This is a genomic window from Emcibacteraceae bacterium, from assembly GCA_041396985.1.
Taxonomy (GTDB): Bacteria; Pseudomonadota; Alphaproteobacteria; order Sphingomonadales; family Emcibacteraceae; genus Pseudemcibacter.
Genome location: JAWKXO010000004.1, coordinates 277,771 through 296,292 on the forward strand (window position 1 = coordinate 277,771; position 18,522 = coordinate 296,292).

General features: G+C 44.1%; 17 protein-coding genes. 12 read left to right on the plus strand and 5 right to left on the minus strand.

Annotated elements, in window-relative coordinates; genetic code table 11:
• The first annotated feature begins 72 nt into the window (after positions 1 to 72).
• The 3 genes from R3D86_12215 to R3D86_12225 are packed head-to-tail and all read left to right on the plus strand — an operon-like array spanning position 73 to position 2,814.
• Positions 73 to 900, plus strand: a complete 828-nt coding sequence (locus tag R3D86_12215) for a mechanosensitive ion channel (protein MEZ5758975.1) — start codon at positions 73 to 75, stop codon at positions 898 to 900.
• Positions 901 to 908: 8 nt separating this feature from the next.
• A complete protein-coding gene (locus tag R3D86_12220; protein ID MEZ5758976.1) occupies positions 909 to 2,009 on the plus strand; it encodes a histidine kinase in 1,101 nt (366 codons plus the stop codon).
• On the plus strand, positions 1,999 to 2,814 hold the full coding sequence (locus tag R3D86_12225; protein ID MEZ5758977.1) for a response regulator: 816 nt from the start codon (positions 1,999 to 2,001) through the stop codon (positions 2,812 to 2,814). Before R3D86_12220 ends, R3D86_12225 begins: the two co-directional genes overlap by 11 nt.
• Before the next feature lie 47 nt (positions 2,815 to 2,861).
• On the opposite strand, the gene ggt (R3D86_12230) is transcribed toward R3D86_12225, so the two are convergent.
• The 3 genes from ggt (R3D86_12230) to R3D86_12240 all read right to left on the minus strand — a co-directional run bounded on the left by ggt (R3D86_12230) (position 2,862) and on the right by R3D86_12240 (position 7,128).
• Entirely contained in the window at positions 2,862 to 4,586 is a 1,725-nt protein-coding gene (gene ggt / locus R3D86_12230; GenBank protein MEZ5758978.1) for a gamma-glutamyltransferase, read from the minus strand.
• Positions 4,587 to 4,761: 175 nt separating this feature from the next.
• Entirely contained in the window at positions 4,762 to 6,567 is a 1,806-nt protein-coding gene (gene ggt, locus R3D86_12235; GenBank protein MEZ5758979.1) for a gamma-glutamyltransferase, read from the minus strand.
• 96 nt (positions 6,568 to 6,663) lie between these two features.
• Positions 6,664 to 7,128, minus strand: a complete 465-nt coding sequence (locus tag R3D86_12240; protein MEZ5758980.1) for a GcrA family cell cycle regulator — start codon at positions 7,126 to 7,128, stop codon at positions 6,664 to 6,666.
• Between the two features lie 172 nt (positions 7,129 to 7,300).
• Here R3D86_12240 and R3D86_12245 point away from each other — a divergent pair, with 172 nt between their 5' ends.
• From R3D86_12245 to R3D86_12260, 4 genes are all read left to right on the plus strand, one after another.
• The gene (locus R3D86_12245) at positions 7,301 to 8,116 is read left to right on the plus strand and encodes an ABC transporter permease (protein MEZ5758981.1); all 816 of its coding nucleotides are present in this window, start codon (positions 7,301 to 7,303) and stop codon (positions 8,114 to 8,116) included.
• Positions 8,117 to 8,199: 83 nt separating this feature from the next.
• Positions 8,200 to 9,438 (plus strand): aspartate aminotransferase family protein, encoded by a 1,239-nt coding sequence (locus tag R3D86_12250; protein MEZ5758982.1) that lies wholly within the window; start codon positions 8,200 to 8,202, stop codon positions 9,436 to 9,438.
• Positions 9,435 to 10,391 (plus strand): ornithine carbamoyltransferase, encoded by a 957-nt coding sequence (argF, locus tag R3D86_12255; protein ID MEZ5758983.1) that lies wholly within the window; start codon positions 9,435 to 9,437, stop codon positions 10,389 to 10,391. Before R3D86_12250 ends, argF begins: the two co-directional genes overlap by 4 nt.
• Complete coding sequence (locus R3D86_12260; protein MEZ5758984.1) at positions 10,388 to 11,302, plus strand: Hsp33 family molecular chaperone HslO; 915 nt, start codon at positions 10,388 to 10,390, stop codon at positions 11,300 to 11,302. The genes argF and R3D86_12260 overlap by 4 nt, the downstream gene beginning before the upstream one ends.
• A 9-nt stretch (positions 11,303 to 11,311) precedes the next feature.
• Here R3D86_12260 and R3D86_12265 read toward each other — a convergent pair whose 3' ends face one another.
• Together R3D86_12265 and R3D86_12270 are read right to left on the minus strand one after the other, a co-directional pair.
• The gene (locus tag R3D86_12265; GenBank protein ID MEZ5758985.1) at positions 11,312 to 12,598 is read right to left on the minus strand and encodes an aminotransferase class III-fold pyridoxal phosphate-dependent enzyme; all 1,287 of its coding nucleotides are present in this window, start codon (positions 12,596 to 12,598) and stop codon (positions 11,312 to 11,314) included.
• Positions 12,588 to 13,649, minus strand: coding sequence for a phosphotransferase (locus R3D86_12270; protein MEZ5758986.1), 1,062 nt, complete (start codon positions 13,647 to 13,649; stop codon positions 12,588 to 12,590). Before R3D86_12270 ends, R3D86_12265 begins: the two co-directional genes overlap by 11 nt.
• A gap of 180 nt (positions 13,650 to 13,829) precedes the next feature.
• On the opposite strand from R3D86_12270, the gene R3D86_12275 reads away from it, so the two are divergent.
• From R3D86_12275 to R3D86_12295, 5 genes are all read left to right on the plus strand, one after another.
• Positions 13,830 to 14,585 (plus strand): c-type cytochrome, encoded by a 756-nt coding sequence (locus tag R3D86_12275; protein MEZ5758987.1) that lies wholly within the window; start codon positions 13,830 to 13,832, stop codon positions 14,583 to 14,585.
• Positions 14,586 to 14,684: 99 nt separating this feature from the next.
• Complete coding sequence (locus R3D86_12280) at positions 14,685 to 15,824, plus strand: hypothetical protein (protein MEZ5758988.1); 1,140 nt, start codon at positions 14,685 to 14,687, stop codon at positions 15,822 to 15,824.
• A gap of 190 nt (positions 15,825 to 16,014) precedes the next feature.
• Positions 16,015 to 16,320, plus strand: a complete 306-nt coding sequence (locus R3D86_12285; GenBank protein MEZ5758989.1) for a hypothetical protein — start codon at positions 16,015 to 16,017, stop codon at positions 16,318 to 16,320.
• Positions 16,321 to 17,424: a hypothetical protein gene (locus R3D86_12290; GenBank protein ID MEZ5758990.1), complete on the plus strand. Its 1,104-nt coding sequence runs from the start codon at positions 16,321 to 16,323 to the stop codon at positions 17,422 to 17,424.
• 225 nt (positions 17,425 to 17,649) lie between these two features.
• Positions 17,650 to 18,279: a 2OG-Fe(II) oxygenase gene (locus tag R3D86_12295; GenBank protein MEZ5758991.1), complete on the plus strand. Its 630-nt coding sequence runs from the start codon at positions 17,650 to 17,652 to the stop codon at positions 18,277 to 18,279.
• The last annotated feature ends 243 nt before the right edge of the window (positions 18,280 to 18,522 follow it).

The following is an 18,522-nucleotide window of genomic DNA, read 5'->3' on the forward strand; positions in this document are numbered from 1 at the left end:
AAATTTATATTGCAGAAAAGTCTTATTCGCCCTATTTTTAATAGCTAAAAATACTAATTAAGAGAGAAAAAAATGGAAGAAAGCGTTACACAATATACGGATATGATTGTTGAGCTGGGCACTCAATACGGACTTAATATAATCTTTGCTATTCTTATTCTGATCATTGGTTTCTGGATCGCTGGACGCATCAAAAACATGGTTATGAAAGTTTGCTCAAAAAGTCAGAAAATAGACGATACTTTGGCCGTTTTTTTCTCAAGTCTCGCCCGGTATATAATCATAATATTTACCATACTTGCCGTATTGGACAGGTTTGGTGTTGAAACAGCAAGTCTTATTGCCATACTTGGTGCCGCATCCCTGGCAATCGGGCTGGCGCTGCAAGGTACACTCAGCAATGTTGCCGCAGGTGTTATGCTGCTTATCTTCCGCCCCTTCAAGGTAGGAGAATTTATCGAAGGTGCCGGCCACGCCGGAACTGTTAAAGCCCTTGGCCTTTTTGTGACTGAAATGGCAACAGGGGACAATGTAAAAATCATCATCCCAAACAGTCAGATCTGGGGATCATCAATTAAGAATTTCTCTGCCAATGAAAACCGTCGCGTCGATCTGCTGATCGGTATTGGATATGACGACGATATTGATAAGGCTATAGCAGAAATCGGTGCCGTACTGGATGCGGATGACCGGGTATTGAAGGACCCTGCTTCAGCAATTTTTGTTGGTGAGCTAGGCGCGAGTTCAGTTGATATTGTTGTTCGCGCCTGGACAGCAAACGCCAATTACTGGCCACTTAAGGCAGCACTGACAAAAAACATCAAGCATCGTTTTGATGAAAAAGACATCAACATTCCTTATCCGCAACGGGATGTTCATATTGTCTCAAGCGTGAAATAAGTGTTCAGTTGGCTAATTTCTTTGAAAGACAATTAAAGAAAAAAGAAAGCTTATTCTGGAAATTACAGATCGCGGGATGGCTTGCCTTTGGCGCTACCCGCGCTTTAAGTTTGTTTGCTGACCGTGAAAGTTTTGTTTTCCAGATCACGGTTATCACGTCCGTTTTAAGTGGTTTTATTATAACCGTCATTCTCAGGTTAATTTACAGAAGACTTAAAAATAGTGATCTTCCACCTTTAACAATGGTCCTTTCCATTATTACTTGTATCGTGATCTCTGCCCTTATTTTAAGCGCTATCGATACCTGGGTGGTCCAGCAGACTTTCTATATCAATATCAGGCTTTATGAATTTGTTATTGGCCGTGCACTGTATGACCTCTTTGTGCTGATGATCTGGACCGGTGCCTATTTCATTGTCAATTACCAATTCCTTTTGATGGAACAAAAAGAAAAATATTTACAAGCCGTCGCCCAGGCTCATCAATCGCAGCTTCAAATGCTTCGCTATCAGATCAACCCACATTTCCTATTCAATACATTAAATGCCATTTCAACCTTGGTCCTTGATAAACAGTCAAAAGAAGCAAACGGCATGCTGACCAAGCTAAGTGCTTTTTTACGGTTCAGTCTGGTTAATCAGCCAACTCAGAAAATTACCATTGATGAGGAGGTTTATGCACTCTGGCTTTATCTGGATATTGAGAAAGTCAGGTTCGAGGATCGCCTGCAACTGGATTTTCAGATTTCGGACGATGCAAAAAAGGCTCTGATCCCGAGCCTGTTGCTCCAGCCATTGGTCGAAAATGCCATAAAATATGCCATCGCGCCTATGGAAAAGGGTGGCACTATTTATCTTAAAGCCGATCGTGATGGTGATCGATTAAAAATTATATTAGCCGATACCGGACCCGGTTTATCAGATCAACCGGCCAAACATAAATTTAATGAAAATTCAAGTGGCGTCGGACTGGTCAATACCAAAAACAGGCTTAATCAGCTTTATCCCGCTAATCACACAATTGATATCCGAAACCGCGAGGAAGGTGGACTTCAGATAATAATTGATATTCCATTTGAATTGGAGGAAGCTTTGGATCATGCAGAATAAAAAAATCCGTACCCTACTTGTTGATGATGAACCGTTGGCCCTTAAGGGGCTCACTTTAAGACTGGAATCATTCGAAGATATTCAAATTGTCGGAACCGCATCGAATGGCCGTGAAGCCATAAAAAAAATCAGGGCGGAAAAACCGGATTTGGTTTTTCTTGATATTCAGATGCCCGGCCTTGACGGGTTTGACGTCGTAAAAGCTCTTGCCAATGAACAGCTTCCCATCATCATCTTTGCAACCGCCTTTGATAAATATGCCATCCAGGCTTTTGAAACCCATGCCTCGGATTATCTCCTGAAACCAATTGATGAGGAGCGGCTGGAAAAAACGATAATCAAAGTTCGAGAACAAATTGCAGAGCATATCGCTATTGAGCAAAACGCAAGACTTATAGATCTGATCCGTTCCCTTGATACGCCGCCGGCGATAGAGCTGTCGGAGATACTGACATCTGACGATATTTCAAACAAAAAACAGTTTGAAAGTCATTTTAACATCAAAGACCGTGGGGAAATTACCCTCGTCGATGTCAGCACCATTGAATGGATTGATGCAGCGGGGGATTATATGTGCCTTCATACAAGTGATAAAACCCATATCCTACGTGAAACTATGAAAAATATGGACAAGCGTCTTGATCCGGAAATATTCAAACGTATCCATCGCTCAACCATCGTCAATATCAATATGATAGAAAAACTTCAGACGGCAGCCGGTGGGAAATATATTATTACCCTTAAAAACGGATCAGAACTGCAGGCAAGCCGCAATTATCGAGAAGCACTTAGCCGGTTCCTATAAAAAAGGCGGATCCAGTGATCCGCCTTTTCACTGTTATATTAAAAAAATTAATAGCCGATGGCAGCAGCATCCATGCTTCGGGTATCGGCTGCCCCGTAGAATATTCCATCCCTGTACATTATGGATGAAAGGGAACCAATGGTTATTTCCCTTGGAGCAATAATGTGCCCCATTTTAACAAGGATATCTTTAGTATCCTTGCTGATGCCATCTTCCATCATGACCACATCAGGAAGCCATTGATGATGAATACGCGGCACAGCCAGCGACTGCATCGCATTCATATTAAATTCCAGTGTGTTCATAATTGACTGGAACACGACTGTAATGATTGTGCTTCCTCCCGGACTGCCGGTAACAAAATAAGGTTTGTCATCTTTCAGTACGATGGTCGGTGTCATTGATGATAGCGGCCGTTTACGGGGTTGGACCGAATTTGCCTCACCACCGATCAAGCCATATCCATTCGGTGTTCCCGGCTTGGCAGAAAAGTCATCCATTTCATTATTCATCACAATGCCGGTGCCTGCTGCCACTTTATGGTTACCATAACTGAAGTTCAGCGTATATGTGTTGCTGACGGCATTACCGTCTTTATCCATAACGGAAAAATGCGTTGTATCCGGGCTTTCACTAACTAGGTTAAGCGCCGGTGCAATATCACTAGAGCGACGGGCCTTGTCCATCGGGATTTGTGCCCGGATCAGCTGTGCATATTTTTTGCTGGTCAGATCCGCAACAGGTACATCAACAAAATCCGGATCGCCAAGATATTTACTGCGATCTGCGTATACCTGACGCATGGCTTCAATATAAAGGTGAAGTGTTGCAGCACTATTATGTCCCATTGAACTAAGATCATCATTTTCCAGCATATTCATCAATTGCACCAGATGAACCCCGCCGGATGAAGGTGGAGGCATGGTTACAACCTTATACCCTTTATAAGTTCCGATAATTGGCTCACGTTCCACCACTTTATAGGCTGCCATATCGTCCATGGTGATCAAGCCGTCCTGAACTTTCTGGTCAGCTACAATGCGCTTGGCAATTTCACCTTTATAAAAAGCATCTCTGCCACCGTTCATTATCTGATTAAGCGTCCAGGCGAGATCAGCCTGTTTGAGAACTTCGCCATACTTATAGGAAGAGCCGTCCTTTTTATAGAATATTTTGGCGGCAGCTTCATTTTTTATCAGGACCTCTTTCCTGTTATTTAAGGAGCTTTCAAGATAATTGTATACCGGGAAGCCATTTTTAGCGAGATTATAGGCCGGTTGCATCACTTCCTTTAAAGACATGGTCCCGTAATTATTAAGTGCATGAATCATGCCGGCAACAGTGCCGGGCACTCCGGATGCTTTGGCTGTGTATTTTGAACGGGCATCGTCAACACTGCCGTCTTCATTCAGATACATATCACGGTGCGCCGCCCCCGGGGCCATTTCACGGTAATCTAAGGCAATCGACTTATTTTCTTTGGCTAAATGAATGACCATAAAGCCGCCACCGCCTATATTACCGGCCTGTGGATAAGTAACAGCAAGGGCAAAGCCGACAGCCACCGCCGCATCAACGGCATTGCCGCCTTTTTTCAGGATATCCACGCCAATTTGAGTTGCCATTTTTTCACGGGATGTGACCATGCCGTTTCGTCCGATTACCGGAACAAATCGGTCTTTTGTATCTATGCGCGGCGTTTGCTGCGCAAAAGTGGACGGAACGCAAAAACTTACGAAACTGACCACCAATATTAAAAACTTTAATTTCATCTTTTCTCTCTCTAAAAAACTCTAAAAAAATATGTAAAGTATGCTCATCCTGTTTTGTTTATTCTGGGACGACTCCTTCTATTCAATGAAAGACTACCCAATAATGCCCCCCTACTACAACTATAAAAAAGGCGGACTTTTATAAGCCCGCCTGATTAGATTATTTTATGGAATGTCAGTTAATGCCGATGGTCAGGGCATCCATGCTTCTTGGGTCAGCAGCACCATAATAATAGCCATCTTCATAAATGATGGAATTGGTACTACCCAAAGTTCTTTCCCCGGCATTGAATTTATGTCCCATGGCTTTCAGAATATCGAGCGTATCCTGACTGACACCACTTTCAATTGTTGTCATATCCGGCATCCATTGATGATTGATCCTGGCTTTACTTGAAGCCGCCGCCACATTCATATCAAATTCAAGCACGTTCATCACTGTCTGGAAAACGGTATTGATAATTGTACCGCCCCCTGGGCTTCCAGTAATCAGGAAAGGAACACCATCTTTCAGGACAATTGTTGGTGTCATGGAAGAACGGGGACGCTTATGTGGCTCCTGTGCATTGGCCTTGCCACTGATATTTCCATTTTCATCAGGCTCATATGGAAGCGCATCAAAGTCATCAAGCTCGTTATTCAGCAAGATGCCTGTTCCTGTTGCCATAATACCGTTTCCGAAACCAAAATTCAGAGTATAGGTATTGCTGACAGCATTGCCTTCACTATCCATAACCGAATAATGTGTAGTTTGCGGACTTTCATAAGGAAGGTCTTTGGTCGGGGCGACTTCGGAACTTGCACGGGCCCGGTCCATTGGAATACGCGCACGCATTTCAGCTGCATATTTCTTATCAATCAAGGCCGCAACCGGAATATCAAAGAATGCCGGGTCACCCGCATAAAGACTACGGTCGGCATATGCCTGTCTCATGGCTTCAATATAAAGATGGAGAACTGCCGCACTATTATGGCCCTTTGCTTTAAGATTATCATTTTCAAGCATGTTCATCATTTCAATCATATGAACACCACCGGATGATGGAGGCGGCATTGTCACAATATCATAACCTTTATAGGTGCCCCTGACAGGTTCACGTTCGTAAACCTTATAAGCCGCCATATCATCCATTGTGATGATACCGTCATTTGCCGCCATATCAGCGGCAATTTTTTCTGCAATTGATCCTGTATAAAAGGCGCTTGTCCCCTCATCCATAATCGCTTTTAGTGAAACGGCAAGGTCTTCCTGCTTTAAAATTTCACCTGTGCGGTAATTGCTGCCGTCAGCCTTATAGAATACTTTTGAAGCGGCAGGATCAGCCCCCAGACGTTCCTTGCTCCTTGCCAGGGAAACTTCAAGCTGGGTATAAACCGGGACACCTTCATGGGCCAGTTTATAGGCCGGTGCAACAACATCGGCCAGGCTCATGGTGCCATATTTCTCAACAGCCAATGCAAGTCCGGCAACCGTACCCGGCACACCGGATGATTTACGGCTGTATTTGGCGAGTGTCTGATTAACTTTACCGTCTTCAACATAAAGATCATGTCTTGCCGCACCAGCGGACATTTCACGGTAATCAATGGCAATTTCCTTATTTTCCTTGGCAAGATGGATCACCATAAACCCGCCACCACCAATATTACCTGCCTGCGGGTAAGTAACAGCCATCGCAAAGCCAACTGCCGCAGCTGCATCAATCGCATTTCCGCCTTTTCTTAAAATATCAGCGCCAATTTCTGTTGCAATGGATTCACGTGCACTGACCATGCCATGACGTCCTACGACGGGTACAAAACCATCTCTGGAACTGAATTCTGGAAGTTTATATTCAGAATCCGAAACTCTCGGATAACTAATTGCCGCCGACTTTACGGCCGCTTCATTACCGCCCCCGTTATTTTGCAGCATTGGATACATAAAGACCAATGCGCCACCGACGATGGCGGCGAGCAAATATTTAATGCCATTACTCATGAGGATTTCCTTTTCTCTTTCCCTAATAATTATTGCCTGCGAGCTTAATATGAAAAACCGCAGGATGCAAATTATTATAAAAGAGAGAAAAAGCTTTTATTTTACCGGGGTCGCCATAATCCGGCGGCGGGTATTACGACGTGAACGGCGTGGTTGCTGAACCTGATAGGCTTCAACACAATGCGCTGCACAATAAGGGAATGTCGGCTGCGAAGGCTTTCCGCAAAAATGAAAATTAGGCTCGCCCGGATGACCGATCGGCCATTTACACATGCTTTCTGTCAGATCTAGAATGGTCACTTTTCCTGAAGAAGGGGTTGACTTAACTTTTTCCTTCTTGTTGGTCGGGGCTGCTTTTTTCTTGGACGTCGCAGCTGCACGCTTGGCCGGGTCTGCTTTAACCGGTGACGGACGTGAGGCCAGACCCATACGGTGTGCTTTTCCGATCACCGCATTTCTTGTTACACCTTCGGCAAGTTCCTTGGCTATTTGGCTCGCGCTTAACCCTTTGTCCCAAAGTTCACGGAGTTTTTCAACGCGATCATCTGTCCAAGCCATCATTAGTCCTTAATTGTTTTCATTAAAGTGGTATATATATCATAAATGTCAATTAATACCATGTAAATTCCACGGCTATTTAATCTTCTCAGGCCGATACGTCAAGATGAGATTGCGCTGTCCCACTTTTTTATCCTATAAGAAGTTCAGTCAACTTTAATCACAAGGATCCAAAATGGCAACAACCGACAATCCCATAAATGAATTTGGAACCAAGCGGCTGGGATCCTTTAACTGGTCCGGGTTTCGTACACTTTATGAGAAAGAAGTAAGGCGCTATTGCAAGGTTTTTGGCCAGACCGTGGGGGCCCCTGTGGTGACTACGCTGATGTTTATGATGATTTTTACCCTGGCCCTTGGCGGGACGGGTCGTTATATCGGCGACATACCCTATGCCACATTCCTCGCCCCCGGGCTAATCATTATGTCTATTCTGCAAAACAGCTTTGCAAATACGTCTTCATCCATTATCGGCTCAAAAATGCAGGGCAATATAGTCGATATTCTTCTGGCCCCGATAGGAGCAAAAGAAATTTCCCTTGGCTATGCACTGGGTGGTATCACCCGCGGGCTGATGGTTGGCGTTTTTGTCATGACGGCAATGTTTTTCATGGCCGATATTTCATTTATTCATATCTGGGCCATACTCTATTTCAGTGTTTCAGGCGCCATGATGTTGTCGCTTCTGGGAACCATGACAGGGATATGGGGACAACGTTTTGATCAGACATCGGCCATAAATAATTTCGTTATTATGCCGCTTTCGTTTTTATCCGGTACATTTTATTCCATTGAACGGCTCAGCGGCATCTGGTTTTCCATCAGTCAACTTAACCCATTCTTTTACCTGATCGACGGTTTCAGATATGGTTTTACCGGACAGGCCGAAGCCAACCCTATGATCGGTGTCATTTATATTCTGGCACTGAATATTATACTCTGGTTTATCACTTATAAAATGTTTAAAAGTGGCTATAAACTGCGCGCATAGCCCGGATTAGTATTTTTTTACTTGAAACTTTGCCCGTTAAGGACAATATTCGCGTTTTTCCCGGTGAAACTGGAGGGTTTAGGATGAAAAACAGTCAGGATAACAACCAAGAACAGAGCATAATATCGCCAATATTGCCAACATATGCCCGTATGGATGTTGGTTTTGTCCGTGGCTCAGGTTCGCGACTTTATGATAAAAACGACAATGAATATCTTGATTTCGGCAGTGGTATTGCTGTTAATTGCCTTGGCCATTGTCATCCGAAACTTGTGAAAGCTTTATCGGATCAGGCAGGGAAACTCTGGCACACATCAAATATTTACGAGATTCCAGGTCAGGAAAAGCTGGCCAAAAGGCTAAGCAACCTGACATTTGCCGACAGTATGTTTTTTACCAATTCCGGCGCGGAAGCGGTTGAATGTGCCATAAAAATGGCCAGACGTTACCATAATGCCACCGGACATCCGGAACGCTACCGTATCATCACATTTGAAGGCAGCTTCCATGGCCGTACCCTGGCAACTATTGCTGCCGGTGGTTCAGAAAAACTGACCAAAGGCTTCGGCCCTAAAGTTGACGGCTTTGATGTCATAAAATTTTACCGCAACATGAAAAAAGTCGAAGATCATATTACCGAAGAAACAGCAGGTATTATGATTGAGCCAATCCAGGGCGAGGGTGGTATCCGTCCCGTATCAACAGAAAATCTGCAGATACTGCGTGAACTGGCTGACAAGCACGGCATTTTGCTAATTTTCGATGAAATTCAATGCGGTGTCGGCCGCACAGGAAAACTTTTCTATCATGAACATGCCGGGGTTACCCCGGATATTATGGCTATTGCAAAAGGGATTGGTGGCGGCTTCCCAATGGGGGCCTGTCTGGCCATCGAAAAAGTGGCGCAGCATATGACCGTCGGCACTCATGGGTCTACTTATGGCGGCAATCCGATGGCGATGGCGATGGGAAATGCGGTTCTTGATGTGCTGGCGGAGGAAAATATCCTCGAAAATGTCACAAAAATGTCAGATAAGTTGCGTATTGAGTTAATGAAACTGAAGAAAAAATACCCTGAAATTATTGAAATGGTCAGGGGGTTTGGCCTTATGATGGGATTAAAATTACATATTGAACCAAGGGATTTTGTCGTTCAGGCATTTAAAAACAAATTGCTGCTGGTTGGTGGCGGTGAGAATACAGTCAGGATTTTACCACCCCTTAATATCAAGGCAGAAGATATTGATGATGCTATAAAGCTTCTGGATAAAACCTGCACGCAAATCTTAAAAAGAATGCATAACCCCGGCGATAAAAAATGACAGACTATAATTTAAAAAAAAACCATCGGCATTTTATTGATATTTCGTCGCTTTCCAAAAGCGACTGCCGGGAAATTATTGAAATTGCCAAAAAGCTGAAAGCGGAAGCCAAAAAACAGGATGGCAACGGCTTTATCCACGCGGATGCCCCACTTAAAGGGCAGGCACTGGCGATGATTTTTGAAAAACCAAGCACACGGACACGCGTTTCATTTGAAATGGCCATGCATCAGCTTGGCGGGAAAGCTGTGGTCCTTCAGGGCAATGATATGCAGCTGGGACGTGGCGAAAGCATTTCTGACACCGCAAAAGTTCTGTCGGGCTTTGTGGATGCCATTATGCTGCGGGCAAACAGTCATGAAGCTTTGCTGGAAATGGCTGAAACATCCCGCGTGCCAATTATCAACGCCTTGACCAATTTTTCCCATCCCTGTCAGATCATGGCGGATGTTCTGACCTTTGAGGAACATGCAGGGCCGATAGCGGGCAAAAAAATTGCCTGGTCAGGGGACGGAAATAATGTTGCCGTTTCATGGATCCACGCAGCGGTAATGTTTAACTGTGAACTGTCCCTTGCCTGTCCGAAGGAATATTCACCGCTGGAACAGGTCATGGGCTGGGCCAGAAACAATGGCGGCAAAATCACCCTGACCGAAAGTCCGGAAGCTGCAGTTAAGGATGCCGACTGCGTCATTACCGATACATTTATCTCCATGGGCGATGATAATGCGGAAGAAAGGCTTAGAGACCTTGCCCCTTATCAGGTAAACGCAGATCTGATGAAAACGGCCAAAAAATCAGCCATTTTCATGCACTGTCTGCCTGCTCACCGTGATGAGGAGGTCACCGCCGATGTTATTGATGGCCCGCAATCCGTGATCTGGGACGAGGCGGAAAACCGCCTGCATATACAAAAAGCAATCCTTATGTGGTGCTTTGGAAAGTCGCTATGAGCGAAGAAAATGCTTTTCCCCTGTTTGAGGACAGCTGCCTTCCCTTTCAGATAGAAAATCAGGATATCAAAGGTCGCATTGTCCGGCTTGGCCGCTCCGTCAATGACATTCTCAGCAACCATAATTATCCCGATCATGTCAGCAAACTTTTGGGCGAAACCCTTGCATTCACGGCGCTGATCGGTTCCCTGATGAAATATGACGGCATTCTGACCACGCAGCTAAAAGGGAATGGCCCATTTCGGGTACTGGTCAGTGATTTTCTGAAAGAAACGGAAAACGGCATCGGCAATATCCGTGGCTACGCGGCATTTGATGATGTGATGAGTGATAGTGATACGCTCACCGATATGTTTGGTGAAGGCGGTTATCTTGCCATTACCATTGATCAGGGCAAATTCATGGAACGTTATCAGGGCATCGTCAAACTGGATGGGGAAACCTTTACCGAGGCTGCCGAAGAATATTTCAGAAGTTCAGAACAGCTTCCTACGAAAGTGATGCTTTCGTGCGAAAAAGATGAAGAGGGAAAATGGCAGGCAGGCGCCATCATGATCCAGCATTTTGCCAGAAGCGCAGTTGGTGAACACAGCCGCGATCAGGAAGAAACGGAAGATCACTGGAATACTGCATCAATCCTGCTGGGCAGCCTTAAAAAGTCAGAGCTGCTGGACCGGAACCTTTCTTTACAAAACCTGCTGATCCGGCTTTATCATGAAAGCGGCGTTCGCATATTTGAACATACCGATGTCGCGGCCGGCTGTCGTTGTTCGGAAGAAAAAATCAGAACCGCGCTTTCAAGCCTGGATATGCAGGACCTTCAGGATGTGGCCGATGACGGCATTATCACCGTCACCTGCGATTTCTGCACCAAAGATCACAAGTTCGAACTTGCCAAACTTATGCATTAACGGCCGAAATTATCCCAGAGTGCTGAACACCTTATCAATAGCCGTTAGGGCCTGATCGGCATTTCCTTTATTAAATATCAGTGGCGGTCTTATTTTCAGGCAATTATTATAGCGCCCGGTATAGCCCATCAACACCCCTTCATCCTTGAGAAGCGTGGTAATATGACGGAGCTCAGCATCCCTCATCGGTGTTTTGCTCGCCGGGTCGGAAACCAGATCAAGTCCCCAGAACAACCCCACCCCCTGAATATTACCGATGAAGCCATATTTTTTGGCTAATTTTTCAAGTCCCGTTTGCAGGTAGGCACCAACCTCGGTCGCATTTTCAAGCAATTTCCGTTCATCAATTTCATCAATCACCGCCGATGCAACGGCGGCTGAAACCGGATTACCGCCGAAGGTATTAAAATAGCGGTCAATTTCTGAAAATTTCCGGGCAATTTCGCGCGTCGTCACAATGGCCGCGACCGGGTGCCCCGCTCCCATCGGCTTGCCGATTGTCACAATATCCGGCATAACGCCGTAACGTTCAAAACCCCACCAATAATCCCCAAGGCGGCAATACCCCGCCTGAACCTCATCACAGATGACAAGGCCGCCTGCGGCCCTCACCTTATCTGCAACAAGATTGGCATAATCACCCGGCGGGATCAGAATGCCGTTTGAATCAAAGGATAAATCAAGCATGGCCGCTGCCAGTGAAATGCCCTTTCCTTCCAGTTTTGCAATGGCATTCTCCACTTCGTTCGCATAATGGGCGGCCATTTCCCCTTCATCCTTACCCGCATGGGGGCCACGGTATGTGTTTGGCGGCTCAAACGTTTCAAGCCAGTCAAACTGGCCAAAATTTTTGCGGCGCTGGTCCATCGCCCCAATCACTGTTGAATTGCCGTGATAGGCGGCATCGGTGACAATCACCCCATCATTGCCGCTGACGCAGCGTGCCATTTGCAACGCCAGGTCATTGGCTTCGGTCCCGGTACAGACAAATATGCAGGTATCCAGCTTTTCCGGAAATTTCGCCGCCAGTTTTTCCGCCAGCGCCACAACATTTTCATGGATATAGCGGGTATGGGTGTTCAGGGTCGATGCCTGATCACAAAGGGCTTTGACCACTTTCGGATTACAATGACCGACCGAGACCACATTATTATAACAGTCAAGATATTTTCTGCCCGTTTCGTCATAAAGCCAGACACCGTCCCCCTTCACCACATTGAGCGGCTCATCGTAAAAATGGGCGTATGTCGGGCTTAACGCTTTTTTCCGTCGTTGCCAGAGGGCATCATTGGTCATTAACTTTTCCTTTTTCATTTGCTACGTGAAAAACACTGGTCATTTCACTCTGATCAAGGGCAATCAGATTTTCAAGCATTTTTACCAGCCTTGGATAACCACTTATCAGGTTATTTTTATTACGGTCATTATTTTTAATACGAAAATCCATCAACTGAATGGTCAGTGCCGCCCTCAGAACCAGCAGATCATAAAGAAGATCAACTTCTTCAGCATAAAGCGGGAATGAACGACTAAAGCCCTCAAGATAAAGACCGCCATATTTTAAGGGATCATCGGTCAGGCCGACAAAGCGGGTCAGCGGAATGGCCGCGTCCTGGATCACCGGCGCGTGGACAATATCGCCAAAATCAATCAGCCCTTTAAATCCGCCTTTAGAGATCAGCATATTACCATCATGCGCGTCATTATGGATTGTCTGTTTTCGGAAACTGTTTAATTTCGGCAGCACATTTTTTTCAAAATGATCAAGCAGCGGAAGCACCAGCCGTTCAACCTCGCCAAATTGGCTTGTCCGTAATGTCGGGCTCAAAACCACACCCCGGCTGATATCCCACGGCATAAAATGGCCTTCAGCACTGTGGGAAAAATCGGTCAGAGCCATACATAATGCCCCCTGAAATTTTCCCGCCTCAAAAATAATGGCTTCATCCGGATGTGTCTGATGGCCAAAAGGCACCCCGTCAACATAGCTTAAGAGCCGCATGACATGCTCCTGCCCTGCATCATTGTGGATTAAGGCAAAATCATTGCCCTCCATGCTCATGATATTACGCGGGATGTTTAAATCAGGAGCCTTTTGCTCAACATGTTTCAGCACTTTAACCTGATAATCAATAACACCTCTGTCTTCATGGGCACTGGCGACTTTAAGCACATATTTATGACCATCCGGTGTTGTGAGAAGATGGTTCTGGTCTCGCTCCCCCGCAAGCGGCTTTATAATTCCGGTAAGACCATAATATTTTTCAAGCTGATCAGAAAGAAATTTGGCCGCAAAAGTCGGCGGGTCAAATTTTAAATCACTGGCATTAAATGAAGCATTCTGCATGGTTAAGCCATACAATAAAACGCATTGGTCCAGAAGTTTTATTTTTGAAATTCTTAAAAATCATTCCTAAAAAATCCTGATCACATTTTTGTGATCATAAAATGATTGCTATAAAATAAACCCATTCAGTGATATGGTTTTTCCCAATATCATCTCAAAATAATTAAAGGGGTAGGAACCATGTCGATCGCTCGTCTTCTTTTTTTAATTACTGTTTGTTGTGTACCACTGTCATTTGCCAGTGCCCAGAACCCGTTTGAAAACCCAAAAAACCTGACCGTGCTGCCGAAGGATATATCGCCGGAAAGGCTTCGCGGCATTATGCGCGGCTTTACCTTTGCCACCGGGGAGCGCTGTACATACTGCCATGTCAGGATCGAAGATGAAAAAGGCGCCCATTTTGATTTTGAATCCGATGACAAGGAAACCAAGAAAATCTCCCGTGAAATGATGAAAATGGTCGGCAGTATCAATCAGAATATCCGCTCCCTCAACCGTGGCACCGATCATCAGTATACCCGCGTCATGTGCACCACTTGCCACCGCGGGCAGGCAAACCCGATGCTGATCGAACAGGTCATGAATGAGCAGATCGCCGATGGCGGCACCGCCGCCGCCAAGACAAAATATAACGAACTTAAAGATAAATATTACGGCAAGGGCACCTTTGATTTCAGCGGCTTTACCATGGCGGAATATGCCAATAGCCTGCTCGAGGAAAATAAGCTTGATGCTGCCCTGGATATGGCCATGTTCAGCACGGAAATCGCGCCCGGTGACAGTTATACCCACACCATGGTTGGTAATGTTTATATGAAAGAAAAGAAATATGCCGATGCCATCAAGGCTTATGAAGCCGCACTTGCCATCAGCCCCGATGAAGGCAGCCTGAAAAGACAGATTGATGCCGCCAAAAAAGCAATGGCCGGTCAGTAATTCACGTGTGACAGAAATTTAATTTTACTGTCATAAAAATATAGTGTCCCTTCGATAATTTCTGATAAGATTTTATCATATTTTATTGAAGGGATTATCATGTCCAGAATATCAATTCGTTTTTTATTCATTTTTTCATGCATTATTTTTTCCGGTGCATTCGCCCAGGCCGCAGGAAAAACCGAAAATGTCATCCTGATCAGCCTTGACGGTATGCGCTGGCAGGAAGTTTTTAACGGCTTTGACAAACGCTTTCTCGACCAGGAAGAATACGCAAAATACCACTACACTTACGCGGATTTCAAAAATAAATTCTGGGATAATAATCCCGAAGCGGCGCGAAAAAAACTGTTTCCCTTTTTATGGACCACGGTTGCGACAAAGGGACAACTTTACGGCAACCGCGAAAAAGGCAGCAATGCCAATATCACCAACAGCTATCATTTTTCCTATCCCGGCTATAATGAAATCCTGACCGGCTTTGCCGACCCGCGCATCAACAGCAATGACAAAGTGCTTAACCCCAACAAAACCTTTCTCGAATGGCTTGATGAAATGCCGGACTATAAGGGTAAAACGGCCGCTTTTGCCTCATGGGATGTTTTTCCCTATATCATCAATCAGCAGCGCAGCCATGTTTTCCTGAATGCCGGGTTTGACGATATGACCCCGCTTAATGACCGTGTTAAGGTTCTGAATAAACTGCAGCAGGACACACCAAGCCCGTGGGACAGTGTCAGAATGGATGCATTCACCTATAATTTTGCCACCGAATATATGAAAGCAAACCATCCGAAAGCGCTTTATATTTCCTTCGGTGAAACCGATGATTTTGCCCATGACGGCTTTTATGACCAATATATGCTCGCCGCCCACCGCGCCGATGATTTTATTGGCCGCATTTGGCAATTTGTTCAAAACGACCCACAGTATAAGGATAAAACCACCCTGCTCGTGACCACCGATCATGGCCGCGGTGATGACAGTCTTGAAAGCTGGAAAAGCCATGGCGCCCACGAAGGGCCAAACGGCAATGTCGCCTATTTTAGCGGCGATGATCAGATCTGGATGGCGGTGATCGGCCCCGATACACCGGCGAGCGGCGAAATGAAAAATACGGACGACGTCAAGCAGGCACAAATCGCCGCCACATTGATGAAACTTCTGGGCCTTGATTATCAGGGCACACATGAAAGCCTAAAAGCCGGAAAACCGATTGAGGCAATGATTAAGAAATAAAAGACGCTTTAACAGGTCAGCCGGAAAATAGAGATAAGAATTTTCGCCAAATCAAAATAAAATTAGACGTCCGCTTTCGACCCAAATCAGTCATTACAAAGTTGGGAAGAGTTCCTCTAAACTTGACAGTTCAATGGAAATTGCTACTGTTAATTTGTACTTAGTATCTACATCCTTGGGGTTCTCAATAGTGAAAAATGTGGTCTTCCACATAATTGTAATTTTACTTTTATCTTCTTGCGGAGAAAAAAACGCATCAAATGAAGGTACAAATGGCAATCATAAAACAGAGGTTCAACATATAAATAAGGTTGAAGCCAATGGTATTATTATTGAATATACACCAAGTGACCTTAGAGACATATCTCAAACCAATAGGCTTATATTTGAAGCGGCATATTCAAGAATATTAGGGAAAGTAGAGGTCATTATAAGATCTGCAAAATTCAAACTGGAAAGGTCAGATGACTTTAACCTATGTTTTTTCTACCATTGAATGATTTTCGGATCGCCCAAAAATGACAAATTTGTTTTAGATGATAATAGATACTCACATATCTTAATCTCAGATACATGTGTAGTTGTTTCAGCAATATCCCAGCTTGAAAATAATATTGTTATAAGTGAAAAAGCTCCCCGTAAATTTAATATCATTCGTAAAAGCTCAGGTGAATTACTAAGTGAGAAAGTGAGTTATTATGCCTTATGGCAAATGTTTGGAGAAGAACATCCAGAGGTCGATCTTTGGGCAGATAATGGAATGCTGAAACTTCCGGATAAAGTTACTTCGGATCAATTGGTAAGATCTATTAATGCAGGAGGTAGATATCTGGATGCAGCAATTGAAGTCGTTTATCGCAGACAAAAGTCAATAATTGATAATGCGCATTCATTGATTATGGATAAAAAAGACGAAGGGGTAAAGGTTATCCAACATCAAGAAACTTCTCCTGAGGTAATAGAAGCATTTCTGGAAACCAATTTGCTTGCCAATGGAATTATGAATGAAAGAGAAAAAATGATGAATATTTTTCTAGCAAAATCCGCAAAACCTTACGATCAGCAAGTTTTGGAACAACTCTTTTTAGGATTAGACCGAGAGGTTGAAGATAATCGAGGTGATGCTGAAAAAGATTATAAGAAAAAAACTGAAAAAACACTAAATATTACATTTGGAAGTCCAGAAGGCAGACCAGCTTATATGACCCCTAGGTATCTTGAAATGGGTGCGTTATTAGCTCTGGAATTGGGAGATAAAGCTATTGCATCTTTTGCGGAAAAATATAAATCTATAATTGTAAATAATATAATGCAAAATTTGGCTGATTTTAAAGTGATCTCAGTATTAGCCGCTCGTTCTGAATACGGAGAAAAGCTTATCATGGATTTGTTGAATAAAGTGGAGTTTGAACAGAAAGTAATACCAGTCATCCAAACACGCATTCAAGACCTCATACTAAATCGGAAGGAGCGTTCAATTCAGCTGGATGAAATCATTAAAGTGCGGTGTAATAGCCCAAATTCTTTTTTTCCTAATGGCGATAAAGACAGAGCAATGTATTTTTGTACAAAGTTAATCGAGCCATCGAGCGAAAAGTGAACGTTCGCCTTGGTCGGAAACGGACAGTCAATGACCATCCAATGACACGTGCTTTAAACCTGTATTTATCTGCCCATATTTTAAGAAAAAATAGATATATACACGGGTAAAAATATTTGCTACAGGGTGAGAATTGCAGAATCTATCTGCGTGGAAAACTTTTATTTTCAATTTTGCTCGAACAGAGCTTGTTGTCATAACAGTCAGCAGAGTTTAACCGAGCAAATGCTTCCCATACCAGACCCGTTAGAAGATACCGATATAGATCAAGCTGTGCTTTTTGGCTCAATCTGTGATGATCTTGTGGCGAAATCTTACAGTGTTCAATTAAATGCTTTGCCGCAGGCACTTGTAAAATTATTAAGTGACCGGGCAAGTTATGAAGACACCCTTCAATATCAACCTGCGGGAATTGGCCGGGAAACAGACCATCACAAAAATCAAACCATTCGCCGCACTGATATTGTGTGGATCGGTAATGAAATATTCCCCGATAATAAATGGAACGAATGGGCAGATAATTTGAAAACGGCGCTCAACCGTGATTTATTTCTGGGGCTTCAATATTTTGAAAGCCATTACGCCCGATATAATGAAGGCGATTTTTATAAAAAGCATCTCGATGCTTTCAAAGGGGCCGACAACCGCAAAATATCGGTGGTGCTTTTTTTAAACGATTCATGGCAAGATACCGACGCCGGTGAATTAAGGCTTTTTGTCGGGCCTGACGATAAGGAACAAATCCTGATTGCTCCCGAACTTGGCACCCTGGTTGTTTTTCTAAGCGATCTTATACCGCACGAAGTATTACCGACCAACCGTACACGTTATTCAATCGCCGGTTGGTACCGATAGTTTTTTGAATTGAGGCTTAAGGATTTAAAAACAGAACAAATAGTTATCAAGTTCAAAATACAAAAAAAATAATCATCTACTTTTCGAATGTCCGCTTTGGGTCGAAGCAGGCAGTTACTTTAAACTATAATTAAATATATCTAAAATCATTCCTGAATACTCTTCTTTCTAAGTACATATTTTGCCGCTTGCTTTTACGAGAATAAAAATGTTACGGCTGATGATATAAATTTTGCCTAAAAT

Excerpts from the sequence above, each read along its gene's own strand:
- R3D86_12215 (MEZ5758975.1), top strand. The coding sequence starts at position 73 with ATGGAAGAAAGCGTTACACAATATACGGATATGATTGTTGAGCTGGGC.
- R3D86_12225 (MEZ5758977.1), top strand. The coding sequence starts at position 1,999 with ATGCAGAATAAAAAAATCCGTACCCTACTTGTTGATGATGAACCGTTG.
- ggt (MEZ5758978.1), bottom strand. The coding sequence starts at position 4,586 with ATGAAATTAAAGTTTTTAATATTGGTGGTCAGTTTCGTAAGTTTTTGC.
- ggt (MEZ5758979.1), bottom strand. The coding sequence starts at position 6,567 with ATGAGTAATGGCATTAAATATTTGCTCGCCGCCATCGTCGGTGGCGCA.
- R3D86_12240 (MEZ5758980.1), bottom strand. The coding sequence starts at position 7,128 with ATGATGGCTTGGACAGATGATCGCGTTGAAAAACTCCGTGAACTTTGG.
- R3D86_12245 (MEZ5758981.1), top strand. The coding sequence starts at position 7,301 with ATGGCAACAACCGACAATCCCATAAATGAATTTGGAACCAAGCGGCTG.
- R3D86_12250 (MEZ5758982.1), top strand. The coding sequence starts at position 8,200 with ATGAAAAACAGTCAGGATAACAACCAAGAACAGAGCATAATATCGCCA.
- argF (MEZ5758983.1), top strand. The coding sequence starts at position 9,435 with ATGACAGACTATAATTTAAAAAAAAACCATCGGCATTTTATTGATATT.
- R3D86_12260 (MEZ5758984.1), top strand. The coding sequence starts at position 10,388 with ATGAGCGAAGAAAATGCTTTTCCCCTGTTTGAGGACAGCTGCCTTCCC.
- R3D86_12265 (MEZ5758985.1), bottom strand. The coding sequence starts at position 12,598 with ATGACCAATGATGCCCTCTGGCAACGACGGAAAAAAGCGTTAAGCCCG.
- R3D86_12270 (MEZ5758986.1), bottom strand. The coding sequence starts at position 13,649 with ATGCAGAATGCTTCATTTAATGCCAGTGATTTAAAATTTGACCCGCCG.
- R3D86_12275 (MEZ5758987.1), top strand. The coding sequence starts at position 13,830 with ATGTCGATCGCTCGTCTTCTTTTTTTAATTACTGTTTGTTGTGTACCA.
- R3D86_12280 (MEZ5758988.1), top strand. The coding sequence starts at position 14,685 with ATGTCCAGAATATCAATTCGTTTTTTATTCATTTTTTCATGCATTATT.
- R3D86_12290 (MEZ5758990.1), top strand. The coding sequence starts at position 16,321 with ATGATTTTCGGATCGCCCAAAAATGACAAATTTGTTTTAGATGATAAT.
- R3D86_12295 (MEZ5758991.1), top strand. The coding sequence starts at position 17,650 with ATGCTTCCCATACCAGACCCGTTAGAAGATACCGATATAGATCAAGCT.